Source organism: Paenibacillus pasadenensis, from assembly GCF_002864175.1.
Taxonomy (GTDB): Bacteria; Bacillota; Bacilli; order Paenibacillales; family Paenibacillaceae; genus Paenibacillus_O; species Paenibacillus_O pasadenensis.
In genome coordinates this window covers 11,885-27,873 of sequence record NZ_NFEZ01000003.1, presented here as the reverse complement: position 1 = coordinate 27,873, position 15,989 = coordinate 11,885, and the positions used below count along the sequence as shown (strand labels likewise).

The 15,989-nt window shown below is 63.2% G+C and carries 13 protein-coding genes; 9 read left to right on the top strand and 4 right to left on the bottom strand.

Annotated features, from left to right (window positions below):
* Nucleotides 1–45 precede the first annotated feature (45 nt).
* The 4 genes from B8V81_RS03955 to B8V81_RS03940 all read right to left on the bottom strand — a co-directional run bounded on the left by B8V81_RS03955 (nt 46) and on the right by B8V81_RS03940 (nt 4,334).
* Nucleotides 46–1,086: a FecCD family ABC transporter permease gene (locus B8V81_RS03955; protein ID WP_028597088.1), complete on the bottom strand. Its 1,041-nt coding sequence runs from the start codon at nt 1,084–1,086 to the stop codon at nt 46–48.
* Entirely contained in the window at nt 1,083–2,090 is a 1,008-nt protein-coding gene (locus tag B8V81_RS03950) for a FecCD family ABC transporter permease (protein WP_028597087.1), read from the bottom strand. The genes B8V81_RS03955 and B8V81_RS03950 overlap by 4 nt, the downstream gene beginning before the upstream one ends.
* 96 nt (nt 2,091–2,186) lie before the next feature.
* On the bottom strand, nt 2,187–3,461 hold the full coding sequence (locus B8V81_RS03945) for a stalk domain-containing protein (RefSeq protein WP_052332859.1): 1,275 nt from the start codon (nt 3,459–3,461) through the stop codon (nt 2,187–2,189).
* Nucleotides 3,462–3,605: 144 nt separating this feature from the next.
* Complete coding sequence (locus B8V81_RS03940) at nt 3,606–4,334, bottom strand: hypothetical protein (RefSeq protein ID WP_127464469.1); 729 nt, start codon at nt 4,332–4,334, stop codon at nt 3,606–3,608.
* Nucleotides 4,335–4,500: 166 nt separating this feature from the next.
* On the opposite strand from B8V81_RS03940, the gene B8V81_RS03935 reads away from it, so the two are divergent.
* The 9 genes from B8V81_RS03935 to B8V81_RS03895 all read left to right on the top strand — a co-directional run bounded on the left by B8V81_RS03935 (nt 4,501) and on the right by B8V81_RS03895 (nt 15,955).
* Nucleotides 4,501–5,298 carry an ABC transporter ATP-binding protein gene (locus B8V81_RS03935; protein WP_028597085.1) on the top strand — a complete coding sequence of 266 codons (798 nt, stop codon included), beginning with the start codon at nt 4,501–4,503 and terminating at the stop codon, nt 5,296–5,298.
* An 18-nt stretch (nt 5,299–5,316) separates the two neighbouring features.
* Nucleotides 5,317–6,102, top strand: a complete 786-nt coding sequence (locus tag B8V81_RS03930) for an IucA/IucC family C-terminal-domain containing protein (protein WP_084136494.1) — start codon at nt 5,317–5,319, stop codon at nt 6,100–6,102.
* Between the two features lie 234 nt (nt 6,103–6,336).
* A complete protein-coding gene (locus B8V81_RS03925) occupies nt 6,337–7,272 on the top strand; it encodes an ATP-grasp domain-containing protein (RefSeq protein ID WP_164820145.1) in 936 nt (311 codons plus the stop codon).
* A gap of 11 nt (nt 7,273–7,283) precedes the next feature.
* Nucleotides 7,284–8,639 carry a diaminobutyrate--2-oxoglutarate transaminase gene (locus B8V81_RS03920; protein WP_028597082.1) on the top strand — a complete coding sequence of 452 codons (1,356 nt, stop codon included), beginning with the start codon at nt 7,284–7,286 and terminating at the stop codon, nt 8,637–8,639.
* Between the two features lie 122 nt (nt 8,640–8,761).
* Nucleotides 8,762–10,366, top strand: coding sequence for an IucA/IucC family protein (locus B8V81_RS03915; protein ID WP_228551570.1), 1,605 nt, complete (start codon nt 8,762–8,764; stop codon nt 10,364–10,366).
* Nucleotides 10,359–12,119 (top strand): IucA/IucC family protein, encoded by a 1,761-nt coding sequence (locus tag B8V81_RS03910; protein ID WP_228551568.1) that lies wholly within the window; start codon nt 10,359–10,361, stop codon nt 12,117–12,119. The genes B8V81_RS03915 and B8V81_RS03910 overlap by 8 nt, the downstream gene beginning before the upstream one ends.
* A complete protein-coding gene (locus B8V81_RS03905; RefSeq protein WP_028597079.1) occupies nt 12,116–12,895 on the top strand; it encodes an HpcH/HpaI aldolase family protein in 780 nt (259 codons plus the stop codon). Before B8V81_RS03910 ends, B8V81_RS03905 begins: the two co-directional genes overlap by 4 nt.
* Nucleotides 12,892–14,199, top strand: a complete 1,308-nt coding sequence (locus B8V81_RS03900; RefSeq protein ID WP_101807784.1) for a type III PLP-dependent enzyme — start codon at nt 12,892–12,894, stop codon at nt 14,197–14,199. The genes B8V81_RS03905 and B8V81_RS03900 overlap by 4 nt, the downstream gene beginning before the upstream one ends.
* Nucleotides 14,093–15,955 (top strand): IucA/IucC family protein, encoded by a 1,863-nt coding sequence (locus tag B8V81_RS03895; protein ID WP_240478898.1) that lies wholly within the window; start codon nt 14,093–14,095, stop codon nt 15,953–15,955. Before B8V81_RS03900 ends, B8V81_RS03895 begins: the two co-directional genes overlap by 107 nt.
* The last annotated feature ends 34 nt before the right edge of the window (nt 15,956–15,989 follow it).

Below are 15,989 nucleotides of genomic sequence, written 5' to 3'. Positions count from 1 at the left end.
CAAAGGAGATGCCCCAAGCGCGGCTTGGGGCATCTCCTTTTCTGATCAGGCATTTCGGCTGCGATACAGCAAATAAATGAAAAAAGGCGCTCCGACGCCGGCAGTGAACACGCCGACCGGAATGTCGTAGGGAAGGAACAGCGTGCGGGCGATCGTGTCGCTGGCGACGACGATCAAGCCGCCGATCAACGCGGAGATCGGCATCATGCTGCCGAAGGAGGAGCCGACGAGCTTGCGCGCCATATGGGGAGCGATCAAGCCGATGAAGGAGATCGCGCCTCCGACCGATACGGCGGCTCCCGCAAGCGCCACGCTCAGCATCAGCAGGAGGAAGCGCTGGCGGCCGACCCGGCTGCCGGCTCCCGCCGCCATGTCGTCGCCGAGCTGGAGGATGTTGACCTGCCGCGAATAAACGAAGGCCAGCGGGATGAACGCCGCCGCCCAGGGCAGGATGAGCAGGACGATGCCCCAATCGGAGCCGTACACCGAGCCTGTAATCCAGACGAATGCCTGGGAAGAGGTATACATCGGACTTTTGAGCAGGATGACCTTGGTCGTCGAGCCGAGCAGAAAGTTGATTCCGATCCCGACGAGCACGAGACGGATCGGCGTCACGCCTTGCTTCCAGGCGAGAAAATAAACGAGCAGGGACGTGCAGCCTGCTCCAAGCATAGCCGCAAGCGGCAGCCAGACGATGCTGACGGTGCTGCTGAGGACGCTGATGAAAAGGACAGCCGCAAGCGTCGCCCCGCTCGTAATGCCGATGATGTCGGGCGAGGCGAGCGGATTGCGGATGATGCCCTGCAGGATCGCGCCCGCGACAGCCAGCGACGCCCCGACGAGAAAGGCCGCCGCGATGCGGGGCAGCCGGAGCTCCTGCACGACCAGCCGATGCTCCTCCGTGCCGAATCCGAACAGCGCCCGGATCACCTCCAGCGGATGCAGGCGCATGTCGCCGAGTCCGGCGGAAAGCAGCATCGCGGCGACGCAGGCGACGGCGAGCCCGACCGTCAAGACCAATGCTTTCGGGTCGAGGAAAAACGAGATCGGGAGCCGTTCGAAGCGAACGGGCTTGAGCGGCTTCATCGTTCGATTCCCCCTTTCCTTGCAATGGCGATGAAGGCGGGGATGCCGATCATGGCGGTCATGACGCCGACGGGGAGCTCTTCCGGCTGGATGATGAAGCGCCCGGCCACATCCGCCGCGACGACGAGGATCGCTCCCAGCACGGCGCTGTAAGGCACCATCCAGCGATAGTCGTTGCCGGAGAAGAAGCGGGCGATGACGGGAATGACGAGTCCGATGAAGCCGATCGGCCCGGCGACCGCGACCGAGCTTCCGGCGAGCGCGACGATGACGAGGCCGGTGCCGAGCTTCACGAACGCCGTCCGCTGGCCGAGGCCTTGCGCGGCATCGTCGCCCATCGTCAGCACGTTCATATGGCGCGCGAGCAGCAGCGAGCCTGCCCAGCCGCAGCCCATGACCGGCAGGACGGCCTTCAGCATGTCGAAGGAGCGCCCGGCGACCGAGCCGGTCAGCCAGAAGATGACCTCGTTCAGTCCTTGCTCGTCCAGCACGAGCATGCCTTGGGTAAACGACGAGAACAACGCGCCGAGCGCGGCGCCGGCGAGAATGATCTTGAGCGGCGTCAGCCCGTCCTTGCCGAGCGATCCGAGCGCGTAGACGGCGGCAGCGGCGATGGCCGCTCCGGAGAAGGAGAGCAGCGTCAGCAGCGGCAAGGAGGAGACGGACAGCAGCGTCACGGCCAGCACGATGGCGAAGGACGCGCCATAATTGATGCCGAGTATGCTCGCGTCGGCGAGCGGATTCCTCGTCAGGCCCTGGATGAGCGTGCCGCTGACCGCGAGGCATGCTCCGACTGCGGCGGCCGTCAGCGCCCGCGGAACGCGCGAGGTCTGCACGATGATATGGGCGTTCGAGCTTTCGTCGAAGTGAAGGAACGAACGCACGACGTCCTTGACGGGAATCGCCGTGAATCCGTAGGCCAGGCTCAGCAGCAGGCAGCCCAGGAGAAGGAGCGCTCCGAGCGCGAGTCCGGCCGCTTTCGACCGGTTGGAGGAGAGGTTCATGGCAGCGGCCCCAGTTCCGCGACATGCAAAAGAATGGGCGGATTCGCCCATTCTTTTGAGTATCGCTGCTTTTTCTCGAGCAGGAGTTGAATCCGGTTAAATGTCATAGTAGAAGTACAAGTCGTCGAGCATCATTTTTGCGGCGGTGGCGCCGCCGGACATATTCCATGTAATATCGTTGACCTTGTAGTACTTGTTGTTTTTCACTGCTCTCAGATTGGTCCACAGAGCGTTTTTCTGCCATTCTTCCTGCGTCTTGAATTCTTCTCCGCCGTGATTGCTGGAGGTGATGTCGAAGATGATGTCGCCGTCCATGAGCGGAATCTGCTCCTGCGAAGCGACGTCCAGGAACACCTTTCCGCTTTCCGTCTGGACTTTCGGACGGCTCAGGCCGAGCTCCTTCAGGATGTCGCCGGCGAAGCCGGTATTGTAGATGCGGGCGCTGTTGTCGTCGTAGAAGCGGACGATGGACACCTCGTTCTTGCTGGCGCTGCCGACTTTGGCTTTGAAGGTGGCGACCTTTTTGTTCCAGTCGCTCATGAACGCGTCATAGACGCTTTCTTTGTTCAGCGCTTTCGACACGAATTCCATGTTGGACTTCCACTCGAACAGCTGGTCCGCGAATACGGTCGGGGCGATCTTGCTGAGCTGGCCGTAGATCTTCTCATGCCGCGTCTTGGCTCCGATGATCAGGTCGGGCTTCAGGGCGACGATCGCCTCCAGGTTCGGCTGGAGCTCGGTGCCGAGGCTTTTGACCCCGCTCATGTCGGATCTCAGATAGTGGTACCACGGCTGCTGGACCCACGATTCGACCGCTCCGACAGGCTTCACGCCGAGGGTGAGCGAGATGTCGACCATTCCGTTGAACAGCACGACGACGCGTTTCGGAACGGAAGTCAACGTCGTTTCGCCCATGGCATGCTGGATCGTCCGCTTCGTCTCGATCGATGCCGTCTTGGAGCTGCCGTTCCAGTTCACCCAGAGGCCGAAGGCTTCGCCCAGGAAGCGGAGAGGGACGAGCGTGCGGCCGTCCTTCTCGACGACCTTGGCGCCGAGCGTCACGGTTTTTCCGTCCACCGCAGCCTGGCTGCTGCCGAGCTTCAGCTGGACGGACTTCGCGCCGCGGCTGACTTTAAGCGTTTTGGTCTGCGAGTCGAGGCTCAGCTTGGCGCCGATCTTGGAGACGATCGCGCTGTAAGGGACCATCGTCGTTCCGTTGATGATTTGGGGAGGGACGTCGAAGCGAAGCGTGGAGCCGTCCACTTTGACCTGGATCGGGGCGGCTGCGGCCGTGCCGGTCGCGGGAATGGAAACGGCCGCGACAAAGAGGGAAAGCGCTAAAGCGATGGAGCGAAAACGAAGCTTTATCATGGAAAACAAGACCTGCCTTTCGGTTGGTTGCTGGACCTATATTGATAACGATTATCATTATCGAGCCAGTGGATAAACTTGTCAAGGATAAAATGGAAAAATGACTAAGCTGCTTCCATATGGGGCGGCAAGCTCCGCGTCAGGCTAGCGCGGAGCGGCTTGATCGGCCAGCTGGCGGAACGTCTGGTACAGCTCGTAGTCCAGCCGCAGCAGGGAGTCGTAATCGAGCGTGTCGGCGCCGATCAGCTCATCCAGCCCGTCCATCTTCTCCTGGATCAGGGCGGCGGCCTCGGCGTAGCTTGCACGCGCGTCCGGCTCGACGCTCGTCCAGGCGGCTTTTAGCTTGGCGGCCGTCGAACGGATCTTGGCGTCGTCCTGCTCCTCGACATCCTGCTTCAGCTGCTTGACCTGAGCGCGCGCCTCCTCGACAGACTTGCTCAGCTCGGCGGAGCCGGCGGAGGCGTCAGCGGCGGAGCTGTCGCTTTTGTTCAGGATGGAGCCGGCGGCGGCCTTGTTGACGGACTCGTTGTCTTTTTTAGACGTCGCCGCTTTTGGAGGCTCGGCCTTCTTCTTGACGGGAGCCGGCGACGGAGAAGCGGAAGGAGAAGCAGAAGCGGAAGGTGAGGGCGCCGGCTCCGTGGATGCGGTCGAATCCGCGGCGGGACTCGCTGCAGGGCTCGCCGATGGCGCGGGCTTGTCGCTTGCCGACGCGTCGGCCGGCTCGCTCGGCTGCGGCTCCGCCGGCTCCGAGCTCGCAGGAGCAGGAGACGCGGGGGAGTCGATATAGCGGTCCGACGAAGCGCTGCAGCTGGCCAGGAGCGATGCTGCCGCGAGGACCGCGGTTAGGATGAGCAATCGAATTCGGGAAAGCAATGGGGTTCCTCCTTGAGATGAAATCAATGGTCGAACTGGCATCCGAATCCATTTTAGGCGAGACGGAACAGGTTCGCAATGTTTTTTTTTGATAATCATTCTCATTGACAAGGAGGGGGAGCTCGCTTAAAGTGAATGGTAAATAAAGGGCGGGGAGCTGAGCCGCATGCATGCTCTGGAAACGCAAGGACTGTCCGTCCGCTACGGAGACACCTCCATTTTTGCCGATATGAACCTGACGATCGACAAGGGCAAGTTCACCGCCCTCATCGGCAGCAACGGCTGCGGCAAGTCCACTCTGCTGCGCACGATGGCCCGCTTGCTGAAGCCTTATCAGGGGACCGTCTTGCTGGAAGGAGCCAGCATCGCCCGGCTGCCGACCAAAGCCGTCGCGCAGCGGATGGCGCTGCTGCCGCAAGGGCCGACCGCGCCCGAGGGGCTGACCGTGCTGCAGCTGGTCAAGCAAGGCCGCTATCCGTATCAGTCTTGGCTGCAGCAATGGTCCAAGGAAGACGAGCGTGAGGTCAGCCGGGCGCTGGAGACGACCGGCCTGGCGGGCTTGGCCAACCGCGCGGTCGATTCCTTGTCGGGCGGACAGCGGCAGCGCGCCTGGATCGCGATGGTGCTGGCTCAAGGCACCGACATCGTCCTTTTGGACGAGCCGACCACTTATTTGGACGTCACGCATCAGATCGAGGTGCTCGATCTGCTCTACCGGCTGAACGTCGAGGAGGGGCGCACGATCGTCGCGGTGCTGCATGATCTGAATCTGGCTTGCCGTTATGCCCATCATCTGGTCGCGCTTCGCGATCAGGCCGTCTATGTGCAGGGCAAGCCGGAGGACGTCGTGACGTCGGACATGATTCAAGCGGTATTCAACCTGCAGGCGGATGTGATCGAAGATCCGCTGTACGGCACGCCGCTATGCGTGCCCCATGGCAAGGGCCGGAGGCTCGGCGCATGACATTTGGTCAGGAGGGCGATGATGGGCTTCGATTATGAACGGCATGAGATCGATCTGCTGACGGAGGAATTCCGTCTGGCGCTGGAGCCGTCGGAGGACAGGCGTCTCTCCATGCCGGCGCTCGATCTGCTGGATCGCGACAAGTGCCTGGGCTATATCGGCCGGGCGGGGGAGGTGTTCGAAGGGCAGACGATCGCGGCCAACGCTTCCTTGTTCGCCAAGCGATACAGCTACCTGACGATCGCCTCCAGCTTGTACGCGATGAGCGCCATGGACAAGGGACTGGACTATTCCATCGAGAACGCCCATATCGAATCCGTATGGAGAGGCAGCGCCTGGCTGCCTCGGATCCGTCTCGAAAAATGGGAAGCGAACCGGCCGGAGGCCGGGAAGAGAGAGGCTTGGCGAGAGCGGATCGTCGCCTCTGTTTTTGCGGATAACATCAGCCGGGCCTGGAACGCCATTTCCGCCTATGTCCCGGTATCCAAGGCGGTGCTTTGGGAAAATGCCGCGATCTATGTGTTCTGGCTTTATGAAAACCGTTTCCTGGAAGGCCTCGACGAGGAGCGGCAAGCGATCGTCCGCAGCGACCTGGCCTATCTGGTCGAAGCCCCGCCGCATCTGTTCGGAGAGAAAAAAAACCCGCTCGGACGCTATTATGGTCCTAAGGTGGCGACGGTCGCATCGGAGGAGCCGATCCGCATCCGCAAGACATGCTGCTTCTATTACCTGGCTTCCGATGACCCCGAGGATTATTGCCCCACCTGTCCTAAAATCAACCATCAGCCTTCCGGCGTGATGTAAGCACCCGGCAACTATGAAAAACGTCCTGCTTTTTTCACCAGCAGGGCGTTTTTTAGTATTTTATTCCTATATTGACAATTTCAGAGGTCGGATTTATGCTGATTATGTCTTTTGATATTGAAAATCATTATCAATCATTATCAATAAGATGCAGCCGATGGGGAAGGAGCGGGCTTGATGGATATCTGTTATCAAAACGCGCAAAATCGCTTCATTCACCAGAAAGCATTGGAGATGGGCATAGCATGCCGGCCGCTTCTCGAAGGAAGCGAGGAATTTCTGGAGCTGGAGCGCCAGGGCAAAAAACGGATCGTGAACCGGACCCGATCGCATCGCATGAAGCTGATGGCGGGCCTGCTGGCGAAAAACAAAGAGGCGTCCAATCTGCTGCTCAGGCGCCATGGGCTTGCCGTGCCGAACTATGTCGTCGTATCCGGCCATGGCGAAGAGGCCGCCCGCTTCCTGGCGGAAAATCGTCCGATCGTCGTGAAGCCGCTGGATGCGAGCAACAGCGTCGGCGTGACGCTTCGCGTCGCCGACGGGGCTCAGCTCGAGGAAGCGGTCGCGAGCGCGCTCCGGCATAGCGGCAAAGCGATGCTGCAGAAATATGTGGAAGGCACCGACGTCCGCATCGTCGTCATCGGAGGACGCGTCGTCGGCGTGCTGGAATACGTGCCGGCCTTCCTGATCGGCGACGGAGAAGCGACGATCGAGCAGCTCGTGAGCCGTCTGAATGAAGCTCAGCTGGCGCGGACCGGCGATCGGCAAGAGGGCTCCTACCAGCCGGTCGATCTCGGCTCGGCGCCGGTGATGGAGCGGCTGCGGGCCTGCGGTCTCGGGCCGGCAAGCGTGCTCGGCCAGGAGGAGAGGCTGGAGCTTTATCCGGACTCGACTCTCGCTGCGGATTCGATCCGCGAAATCGTGCTGGACCGCTCCGCCGACTGCCATCCGCATCTAGCGGAGGCGGCCGCCCGGGCCGCGAGCGCTTTGGAGCTCGACGTCGCCGGCATCGATATTCGCTGCAAGGACATTGCATCGCCGCTGGAGGCGGAAAACGGAGGGATTCTAGAAGTCAACGCGCTGCCGGATCTGATTGATCCGCATCTTTTCCTGACGGGCGATTCGATCGACGTATTCCGAATCTACCTGGACTATTTATTCGAAGAATAGGAGGGATCTTCATGTCCGACCGCACGCAGCAACAATACTTGCGGCTGCAAGCCGACCGGGAGTCGCAGGCGAGATCCTACCCTCGCCGCTTCCCGCTCGTCATTCAGAAAGCAAAGGGCGTCCTGCTCACCGACTTGGAAGGCAAAACCTATTACGACTGCCTGGCGGGCGCAGGAACGCTCGCTCTCGGCCATAATCCCGATGTCGTCGTCGAAGCGATCCGCAGCGCGCTCGACGAGCAGATTCCGCTGCATGCGCTGGACCTGGCGACTCCGCTCAAAGTCCGCTTCATGAGCGAGCTTTTCCTGCTGCTGCCGGAGGAGATGCGGGATACGGCCAAAATCCAGTTTTGCGGGCCGACGGGAGCGGATGCGGTCGAAGCGGCCATCAAGCTGGTCAAGCATGCGACGGGCGGAGGAGCGATCCTGGCCTTTCAAGGGGGCTATCATGGATCGACTCAAGGGACGATGGCGATGAGCGGCAACCTGAGCAAAAAAAGCAGGCTCCGCAGCCTGCTGCCCGACGTGCACTTCCTTCCCTTCCCGTACGAGTACCGCTGCCCGTTCGGCGTCGGCAACGGAATGACGGCGCGCATCAGCGCCCACTATATCGAGCATCTGCTGGACGACTGCGAGAGCGGCATCGCCGATCCGTGCGGGGTGATCGTCGAAACGGTCCAGGGAGAAGGGGGATCGATCCCGGCCGATCTGGAGTGGCTCCGGCAGCTGCGCCGCATGACAGCCGAACGGGGCATCCCGCTCATCATCGACGAGGTGCAGACCGGCATCGGCCGGACCGGCAAGATGTTCTCATTCGAGCATGCCGGCATCGTGCCCGATGTGATCGTCTGTTCCAAAGCGATCGGCGGCAGCCTGCCGATGTCGGTCGTCATCTACAAGGAAGAGCTGGACTGCTGGCAGGCGGGAGCCCACACCGGAACGTTCCGCGGCAACCAGCTCGGCATGGCGGCGGGCCTGGCGACGCTGGCCTACATGCGGGAGCACCGGGTGCTGGATCAGGTGAACGAGCGCAGCAAGCAGTTTTTTGAGGCGCTCGAACGGTTGAAGGCACGGTACGAGGAGATCGGAGACGTCCGCGGGAGAGGGCTGATGATCGGCGTGGAGATGGTCGATCCGAGCCTGCCCAAGGACGGGCTGGGCCATCATCCGCCGAGCGGGGAGCTCGCTGAGCGCATCCAGGAACGATGCTTCCAGAACGGTTTGATCGTCGAGTCCGGCGGCAGGCGTTCCGCCGTGCTCCGCTTCCTGCCGCCGCTTACGATTACCGAGGAGGAGACGGCCGCGGTGCTGGAGATTTTCGAGAAGTCGGTCGTCGAAGCCGTTGAAGCGAGCCGAGTGGCCGTCTAGGGGCGCGAACCGGCGATTCGCCCTGCTGCGGACGATTCTAAGAAAGAAGGTCGATGTCATTGCTCGGGAATCGGCAGCATGACGCCCAGAATGAGGCAAACCGGCATACATGCAGAACCTTGTTGAACTGTTATATCCGGGAGTTCGGCCAAGCATCCCGGTTTTTCGTCACGCCGGAGCTGGACTACTCGGTAACGTTTCCGGCCAGCGGCATTACGCTCGCCGGCAAGCTCGTCCGCCGGTCGGCCATCGGCGAGCACCGGTACAAAAGCTTCCTGCACGACGGACGGCCGCTCGACAGCGCCGAGCTGGCGCGATGGATCGCGCAGGAGATGGCGGCGGAAGCTCCATCGCTCGATCGACGCCTGCAGGAGCGGTTCCTGCAGCAAGTCGCGGGCAGCCGGCAGACGCTGGCGCTGTTCATGAGCCAGCCGGAGTCGGCGCTGCCCGACGGCTATCTCACCTCCGAACAGTCGCTGCTGCACGGACATCCGTTCCATCCGTTTCCCAAAAGCGTGCTCGGCTTTAGCGAGGCGGATGTCCGGCGCTACAGTCCGGAGCTGAAGGCTTCGTTCCGGCTGTGCTACATGGCGGTGCGCAGCGACAAGTTCGAGGAGGAATGGATCGGGGGCAAGCCCCGCATCGCAGATCCGCTCCAAGCGGTCGAGCAAGCTTCGCTGGAGCTTGGAGCATCGGCCTCGCTTTACCGGCTGCTGCCGGTCCATCCGTGGCAGTACGAGCATGTGCTGTCGCTGGAGGAAACGGGCGAGTATGTGCGGGAGCGCCAGATCGTGCCTCTCGGTCCGTGCGGCCCGCTCTGTCATCCGACCTCGTCGGTGCGGACTGTCTATGTGCCGGAGATGCGCTGCAACATCAAGCTGGCGCTGGATGTCCAGATCACCAATATGAAGAGGGTCAATACGAGGGAGCAGATGCGACGGACGATGGATGCCGCGTCCTACTTGCTGCAAAGCGGCTGCTTCGAGCAAGAGCCTCATACGCAGGTGGCGTACGAGGAAGGAATCGCGGCCTGCCGGATGCCGCGGGAGGAGCTGACCGCGCTGCTCGCGGTCGCGTACCGCCCGATCGAGTTCGATCCCTCCTGCACGTTCGTCATGTCCAGCCTGATCGAGACGAAGGCCGGGGATGACAAGCCGCTGCTGGCCTCGCTGATCGACAGCGGGCAGGCGGAGGCGTGGTTCCGCCGGTATTTGGACCTCTCGCTGCTGCCGATCGTGCGCGCCGCGGAGGAGAAGGGCATCCATTTCGAGGCCCATCTGCAAAATACGCTGCTTTCCATCCGCGACGGAATGCCCCGCTCGTTCGTGATCCGGGATCTGGAGGGCGTGAGCGTCGATCGCGGCCTCGCCGCCCCCGGCGCGCAAGGGCCGCTCTTTTATGAGACAAAAGACGCCTGGGCGCGCACGAGCTATTATTTCATCGTCAATCATCTCGGCTCCTTCATCCACGCCCTGTCCGCGTCGACGTGCAGCAGCGAGAAATCGTTCTGGGCAATCGTCCGCGACGTTCTCGAGCGGGAGCTGGAGCGAAAGGGCGGCGAGCTGCCGTTCGTCCGGCATCTGCTGACGGCGGACACGTTCCTCGCCAAGCGGAACATGGCGAGCTGCCTGGCCGGAACGAGCGAGACGCCGGCTTATGTGCCGGTAGACAATTTAATGAGACGGATAAGGAGTGTAGCGGATGCGGCAGACAAGCAGCTTGTCTAGAGCAGAGATCGTCGCCGGCGAGGTGGCGGACAGAGTGATGCGCCAGACGCTGCAGGCTCTTTTGTTCGAAGGAGTGCTGCAGGCGCAGCGGGACGGGAGAGAGTGGACGCTGCTCGGGCGCAAGGAGGACGGCTCGGCGGTCCGGTACTCGTTCGAAGCGGATGTGAAGCGGAGCTTCGGGCGGATCCGGCTCGTCCCGAACTCGATCCGCCGCGAAGGAGCGGCGGACTTCAGCCTGTACCTCTTTCTGGAGGAGGTGCTGCAGCATCGGCTGGAAGGATCCCGGTTGAGCGGCTTCCTCCACGAGCTGACGGAGACGTTTGTCAAGGACAGCCAGTCGAGAGCGGCGCAGGCCGAGCGAATTCCGGCCGCGGAGCGGCGCTATGAAGCGCTGGAGAGCCATATGGCGGACGGGCATCCGTATCATCCGAGCTACAAGTCGCGGCTTGGCTTCAGCCTGGAGGACAACGAGAAGTACGGACCCGAATTCGACCGGCCGATCCAGCTGCAATGGGTCGCCGTCAACGCCGCCTTGCTCGATGCGGCGCTTTATCCGGGACGCTCCCTGGAGGAGCTGTACGATCGGCATCTGACGGCCGGCGACAGGAGCCGGTTCGCCCTCGCGCTGAGCGAGCGCGGCGCTTCGGACAAGAGCTACGCGTTTGTGCCCGTCCATCCCTGGCAGCTCGAGAACATGCTGCCGAACGTATTCGCCGAGCAGCTGGCGAGCGGCGACATCGTTCCGCTCGGCGCGGCGGAGGGCCGCTATCGGGCGCAGCAGTCGATCCGCACGCTGGCGAGCCGGGAGCGGACGGATGCCTCCTATGTCAAGCTTTCGCTGAGCCTGACGAATACGTCGACGAGCCGCATCCTGGCCCATCATACGACGCAGAACGCTCCGCTCGTCAGCGCCTGGCTGGAGCGCATCGCGAGCAGCGACGAAGTGCTGCAGGCCGCCGGGTTCGGGCTGCTGAAGGAGGAGGGAGGCGTATCGTTCCGCTACGACGCGCTTCCGCCGCTGCAGTATCGGACCGCCTACGGCACGCTTGGAGCGATCTTTCGGCAAAATGTGTCACAGCATCTGCAGCCGGGCGAGGAGGCCTGGCCGCTCAACGCAGCGCTGCTGCGCCAGAAGAACGGCGAGCCGTTTCTCCGGGAAGCGATCGAGCGCCACGGCGTGGAGCGGTGGAGCCGCCGGCTCATCGCGGCGGCCGTCGTGCCGATCGCGCATCTGCTGTATGCCCATGGCATCGCTCTCGAATCCCATGCGCAGAACATCATCCTCGTCGTGGAGGATCTGCTGCCCAAGCGGATCATCGTAAAGGATCTGCATGACGGGGTGCGCTACGTCCCGGACAAGCTGCTGCGGCCGGATTGGCAGCCGGCGCTGCATCCCGAGCCGGAGACGCATCGCAAGTTCAACCGCTATTCGTTCCTGCAGGCGCAGACGGCGGAGGATGTGCGCGATTACGCCTATGATGCGTTCTTTTTCATCTGCATGACCGATCTCTGCTGGGCGCTGGAGGAATTCGGCCTGAGCGAGAGCGAGTTTTGGAGAAGCGTCGCGCAAGCGATCGCCGACTATCAGCGCCGGCATCCGGAGCATGCGGAGCGATACCGGATGTTCGACCTGTTCGGAGATGACGCGCGGATCGAGGAAATGACGAAGCGTCGCATTTACGGCGACGGCGAGCTGTACTTCCGCGCCGCTCCGAACCCGCTTCGCCAGGCGAGAGAAGAGCTCGGGACATGAGGCCGAACCGGCTGAAGGCCAAGCTGCGGGAAGGGCAGCAGGCATGCGGACTGTTCGTCTCGATTCCCCATCCGATCGTCGTGGAGCTGATCGGTCGCGCGGACTACGACTTCGTCATCATCGACCTGGAGCATGCCTCGACGAATTGGGAGACCGTCGAGGATATGGTGAGGGCGGCGGAGCTGCACGATCTGACGCCGCTCGTCCGCATATCCGCGGTGGATCGGATCGAGATCCTCAAGGCGCTCGACTGCGGCGCCCAAGGAATCGTCATCCCGGCCGTGGAAGCGCCGGAGCAGCTGGAGGAGGCGGTTCGGCACGCCTTTTATCATCCGGTCGGCAGGCGCAGCCTGAACAGCGGCCGTCCAGGCGATTTCGCCAAATACCCGCTGACCGACTATATCGTCCGGGCGAACGAGGAGCTGATGATCGTGCCGATGATCGAGAGCGCGGAGGGCGTCCGCCGCAGCATGGACATCTTGAGCGCTCCGCATGTCGATTTTGTGCTGGAGGGGGCGGCGGACCTTTCGCAGTCGCTCGGGGTGCCGTGGCAGACCGAGCATCCGGCGGTCGCGGCGGCGCTGGACCAGCTGCATGCCGCCGCCGTCGCTTGCGGCGTCCCTTATGCGGCCGTACTGCGTGGCAAGGACGGCCATCGGCGGTGGAGCGAGCGCGGCGTGCGCATTTTCGTGCTCGGCGACGACCGCAACACCGCGTTTCGGGCCTACGCGCAAAAGAAGGCGGACTATGCGGCAGGAACGGAGATGAGCTCATGAAGCGGCAAGTGGAGGCGCTGATCCAGCAATGGCAGCGGCAGAAGAGCGATCCGGTCTGCGCCTATGTGTACGATCTCGAAGGCATCCGGCGGCATGCCTCGTCCCTGCTGCCCGGCTTGCCGCGTCAAGGCAAGCTGTTCTACGCGATCAAGGCGAATCCCGATCCGCGCCTGATCGAGGCGCTGCTGCCGGTCGTCGCCGGCTTCGAGGTCGCTTCGATCGGGGAGCTGCGGCGAGTGCGGGAGGTGTCCGCAGAGGCGCGCATCCTGTTCGGCGGGCCGGGCAAGAAGGATGCCGAGCTGGAGGCGGCGCTGGAGCTCGGCGTGGCCTATCTCCATGTCGAGAGCCTGCTCGAGCTGCGCAAGATCATCTGGATCGCCGCCCGCCGGAGGCAGCCGGTCGAGGTGCTGCTGCGGGTCAACCTGAGCTCGGGGCAGCTGCCGCAGACCGCGATTGTCATGGGCGGACGGCCGAGTCCGTTCGGAATGGACGAATCGCATCTGGAGGAGGCGCTCGCCCTGCTCCGTTCGCCGGACAATCGGTTCGTCCTCTGCCGCGGACTTCATTTCCACTCCTTGTCGAACAATCCGGATGCCGAGCTGCATGCCGCCATGATCGAGCTGTACGTGGCCAAAGCCGAGGAGTGGAAGGCGCGCGGGCTCGACATCCGCGTCCTCAATGCCGGCGGCGGCTTCGGCGTGACGTACGACGGGACGCCGGGCTTCGACTGGGAGCGGTTCACCGGCCTGCTGCGGGAGCGGGGCATCGAGGACCGTCTAGGAGAAACGGAGCTGTTTTTCGAGCCGGGCCGGTTCATCGTCGCGAACTACGGCTGCTACGCTGCCGAGGTCGTCGACATCAAGAGCTCGCACGGACGGCATTTCGCCGTCGTGCGGGGCGGGACGCATCACAACCGGCTGCCTGCTTCCTGGGGGCATGACCATCCGTTCCATGTCGTGAGCTCGGAGCGCTGGCCCTATCCGTTCGAGCGCCCCTCCGTGGAGGGCGGGCTGGTCACGATCGCCGGCGAGCTGTGCACGCCGAAGGACCGGCTGCATGCGGACGCTTCCGTAGAGAGGCTGCGGGTCGGCGACGTGGTCGTGCTCGAGCAGTCCGGAGCCTACTGCTGGACGATCTCGCATCATGATTTTTTAGGTCATCCGCATCCGGAATTTCACTATTTGACAGGGGGAAACGATGATGCAGACGGCCAAGGTTCCGATCGAGGGCAGCGAGGCGCAGCGTCAGATCATGAAGGATCTGATGGATGCGCTGCTGTTCGAGGAGCTCATTCCGCTCGATGACCGCGTCGCGGGCCCGCTCGCCGCTCGGCCGGAGCTGGCGCCGCTGTTCAACGGAAGCGGCAGCTCGCTCGTCTATGACGGAGCGCTCCGGTTCCTGTTCGAGCCGGGCATCCGGCAGCGGCATGTGTGGGATGCGGCTTCTCCGGTCTATGTCCGAAACGGGGAAGGCGGCTGGAGGCAGACGGCCTCGCCGCGGGAAGCATGCGAGGCCGTGTTCCGGGCCGTCCTGTCGCCGGAGGCGTTCGCCAGGCGCGGGACGAGCGAATTTCTGGAAGGGCTCGACATCGCGGCTCGCCAGCTGGAGCTGAGCTTGGAACGGACGGCTGAGCCGCTCGGCTTCGCGCCGCAGACGCCGTTTGCCTGGCTGCTTAAAGGCGAGAGGATCGCTTCGCTGCGCGACCGTCCGTTCCACCCTCTCGCCAAGGCCAAAATCGGCTTGTCGGATGAAGACTACGCCGCCTGCATGGCCGAGTTCGGCCGGCCGGCCGCGATGCGCTGGGTCGCGGTCAAGCAGGAGAGCATCCAGCGGGGCAGCCTGGCGGACGAGGCCGAGCCGCTCGATCTGCTCGACGGGCGGGAAAGAGCCGCTGTGGAGGCCGAGCTGGCGCACAGGCGGCTGTCGGAAGCCGGCTACATGGCGCTGCCCGTTCATCCTTGGCAGCTGGAGCACAAGATCAAGCCCGAATTCGGAGACGAGATAGCCGACGGGACGATCGTCGTGCTGGACGTCGAGGCGGGCCGCTTCCTCGCGACCTCCTCGATCCGGACGTTCGCCTCGCCGGACGATCCGGAGCGGATGCTCAAGCTGCCGCTCAGCGTCCTGTCGCTCGGCGCCGCCCGCTACTTGCCGGTCGTCAAGCTGCTGAACGGACTGGCGGGCGAGCGGATGTTCCGCGAGGCGCTCGCCCGGGACGCGGCGCTGGCGGACCGCGTCTTCTTGTGCGAGGAGCGCAACTGGTGGGGGTTCTTGCCGGAGCCGATGGGGCTGTTCGACGACCGCCCCCGCCATCTCGCCGCGCAGATCCGCAAGCTGCCGGCGGAGGCGCTGGCCGAGGGCCGCAGAGCCGTGCCGATGGCATCGCTCGGCGTGCAGAGGAAGGAGGGCCATTTCCTCTCGGAGCTGCTCGGAAAGGACGTATCCGCGGAGGAAGCGGCCGCCTTCTACGAAGAAACGGCCGAGCTGTTCTACGACATCGTCATGCGCCTGTTCAAGATAGGCATCGTGCCGGAGATCCACGGCCAGAACTGCTGCCTGGTGCTGAGCGGCAATCGTCCGCACGGCCTGCTGTTCCGCGACCACGACTCCGTGCGGCTGCATCCGGCTTATCTCGAGCGGCACGGCATCGGCGACCCGCTCTACCGCATCCGTCCCGGCTACTCCAACAGCCTGTACAACGAGACGCCGGAAAAGCTGATCTTTTATGTGCAGTCGCTCGGCACGCAAGTCAATCTGGCGTCCATCCTGGAATCGCTGGCCGCCGCATACGGCATTCCGGAGCGGCGGCTGTGGCGCTCGACCGAGAGCGCCTGGCGCAAGGCATTCGCCGCTGCCGGGCTGCCGGAGCAGGATCGAGGCCGCCTCGAGCGCGCCATTTTCGAAAGCGAGGAGTGGCCGCTCAAGCAGATCGTCGTTCCGCTGCTCGAGTCCGACGGAGTGCCCGGAGCGATGCCTTCCGGCAAAGGGACCGGAGCCAATCCGTTCCAGCTGCTGAGGCGCTCGCATTTTGAAACCCCTCTCCGATCTGGTGTAAGATAGACGGGATAAGCCAGTAGGCGAAGAGGAGTGGGGC

Excerpts from the sequence above, each read along its gene's own strand:
- B8V81_RS03945 (WP_052332859.1), bottom strand. The coding sequence starts at position 3,461 with ATGATAAAGCTTCGTTTTCGCTCCATCGCTTTAGCGCTTTCCCTCTTT.
- B8V81_RS03905 (WP_028597079.1), top strand. The coding sequence starts at position 12,116 with ATGAGGCCGAACCGGCTGAAGGCCAAGCTGCGGGAAGGGCAGCAGGCA.
- B8V81_RS03955 (WP_028597088.1), bottom strand. The coding sequence starts at position 1,086 with ATGAAGCCGCTCAAGCCCGTTCGCTTCGAACGGCTCCCGATCTCGTTT.
- B8V81_RS03900 (WP_101807784.1), top strand. The coding sequence starts at position 12,892 with ATGAAGCGGCAAGTGGAGGCGCTGATCCAGCAATGGCAGCGGCAGAAG.
- B8V81_RS03950 (WP_028597087.1), bottom strand. The coding sequence starts at position 2,090 with ATGAACCTCTCCTCCAACCGGTCGAAAGCGGCCGGACTCGCGCTCGGA.
- B8V81_RS03895 (WP_240478898.1), top strand. The coding sequence starts at position 14,093 with ATGATGCAGACGGCCAAGGTTCCGATCGAGGGCAGCGAGGCGCAGCGT.
- B8V81_RS03935 (WP_028597085.1), top strand. The coding sequence starts at position 4,501 with ATGCATGCTCTGGAAACGCAAGGACTGTCCGTCCGCTACGGAGACACC.
- B8V81_RS03925 (WP_164820145.1), top strand. The coding sequence starts at position 6,337 with ATGGGCATAGCATGCCGGCCGCTTCTCGAAGGAAGCGAGGAATTTCTG.
- B8V81_RS03930 (WP_084136494.1), top strand. The coding sequence starts at position 5,317 with ATGATGGGCTTCGATTATGAACGGCATGAGATCGATCTGCTGACGGAG.
- B8V81_RS03920 (WP_028597082.1), top strand. The coding sequence starts at position 7,284 with ATGTCCGACCGCACGCAGCAACAATACTTGCGGCTGCAAGCCGACCGG.